We start from the raw sequence: 1,721 nt of genomic DNA, 5'->3' as shown, positions 1-1,721 counted from the left end.
AATAAAATTGGAGGGAGCGATCATGGAAACAACTATAAAAAAAATAGAAGATATGTCCTTAAATGCATGGCCGTCATATAAAATGGAGCTGTATGACGGCTGGATCCTGCGTTTTTCTCATTTTTATACACACAGAACCAACAGCGTAGAGCAGTTCGGAGTCTCCAGCCTTCCCTGGAGGGAAAAAATTCCTTACTGCGAACATGAATACCAGCGGCTGGGAACTCCTGCTGTTTTTAAGATCAGTCCCCTTGTTTCTCCTGATTTTGACTATACTCTGGAAAACCGCGGATATAAGATCCAGCATACTACAGAGGTCATGACCCTGGATCTGTCCCATACCCATTTAAATGCCTGCTGTGATGATATCATCCTGACAGATCACATTCCCGATTTCTGGATCACCGGACTTTTTGACCTGAAAGGAACAAAAGATCCTGTGCACAGAGCGGTGGTTCCATCCATGTATCACGCTATTCCGAAACGCACCATCTGTGCCTGTGTGAAAAAGAATAAACAGATCGTCGCCACAGGACTGGGGATTCTGGATCGTGATTATATTGGTATTTATGCCATTCATGTAAAAGAAGAATATCGCGGCCAGGGGCTTGCCCGCCAGATCTGTTCCGGACTTTTGGCAGAAGGCTGCAAAAAAGGTGCTGAGCATGCCTATCTTCAGGTTGTAAAGGGAAATACCGCGGCTAAAAATCTCTATTCTTCACTTGGATTTCAGTATTTTTATACGTACTGGTTCCGGGTACAGACTACCGTTCCGCCTTCCTCTCCAGATGCAGACTTCCTTATTCCTGACAAATAAAAATACAGGAACCGGCACAGAAGCCAGACATTTCTGCCTGCATTTGGAGTATGATCTGCTCCATCTGTGTCAGTCCCTGTATGGGGAATCAGTTATGTAATTATCATTTATTTTTCTTTTAAAATTTCTTATGCTGCCTTGCCCATAACCTGCGGTGTTGTATTTCCTGCCACCAGCGTTGTAAGAGGACTGAAATACAGCAGACAGGTCAGTACACAGTACACAGGCATCATAATTGCAAACTGGACAAGTCTTCCAGGCATGATCGCATAAAAAGAATATCCAAGGAAAATCACAAGTCCTGCTGTTGTAAGCACAAGAGAACAAAGTGCTCCTGTACAGATAATAGAAAGAGAAATCCCTACGGTCTTTCCTGTTCTGGATTTGTTTGCATAAAATCTCTTTGCAAGCGCCGGGAGTACTCCCCAGAGAATTGCTGCAAGTGTAATAAACGGATTTACTGCATATCCCTTGATAAAGCATCCAATGATGTCCGCGCATCCGCCGCAGATACCGCCTGCCACAGGTCCCATCCAAAGACCGGCCAGCACTGTACATACAGTTCCTACCGTAATACGGTAAGGTCCCAGTTCAATCACAAAGATCCTGGAAAGTACAAGCTGCATGGCAACCAGAAGAGCCATAAATACAAGGGTTTTCACGTTACGTACAGAATGATTGTTTTTCTGCATAATAAAAACACCTCCATAATGGAATTTATTGAAATAAATAATATTCCCTCCACATTATGAGATGTTCTCACATGTAGCAACGGGTGCGGAAAATATATCGTAAGCCTTCCTTAAGATGTAAACAAGCTTTTCGTTTCACGGCGACTCCCCAGCCAATGAACACTTAACGCATAAATTCCTACTTCGCTATTATTTATTTTAAGCTTAGTATA

At 43.1% G+C, this 1,721-nt stretch carries 2 protein-coding genes and 1 riboswitch; of the genes, one reads left to right on the top strand and one right to left on the bottom strand.

The window, feature by feature from the left end; translation table 11 throughout:
- Window positions 1–817, top strand: an 817-nt coding sequence (locus RDS42_RS14695; protein ID WP_308784305.1) for a GNAT family N-acetyltransferase, incomplete at its 5' end; no start/stop codon positions are given.
- 128 nt (window positions 818–945) lie between these two features.
- Here RDS42_RS14695 and RDS42_RS14690 read toward each other — a convergent pair.
- Window positions 946–1,509: a folate family ECF transporter S component gene (locus RDS42_RS14690; RefSeq protein WP_308784304.1), complete on the bottom strand. Its 564-nt coding sequence runs from the start codon at window positions 1,507–1,509 to the stop codon at window positions 946–948.
- Between the two features lie 75 nt (window positions 1,510–1,584).
- Window positions 1,585–1,697, bottom strand: a riboswitch (THF riboswitch).
- Between the last annotated feature and the right edge of the window lie 24 nt (window positions 1,698–1,721).

The organism is uncultured Blautia sp. (genome assembly GCF_902497045.1).
Classification (GTDB): domain Bacteria; phylum Bacillota; class Clostridia; order Lachnospirales; family Lachnospiraceae; genus Blautia_A.
Note: the sequence above shows the minus strand (reverse complement) of the source record. Positions and strands in the feature narration are given on the sequence as shown.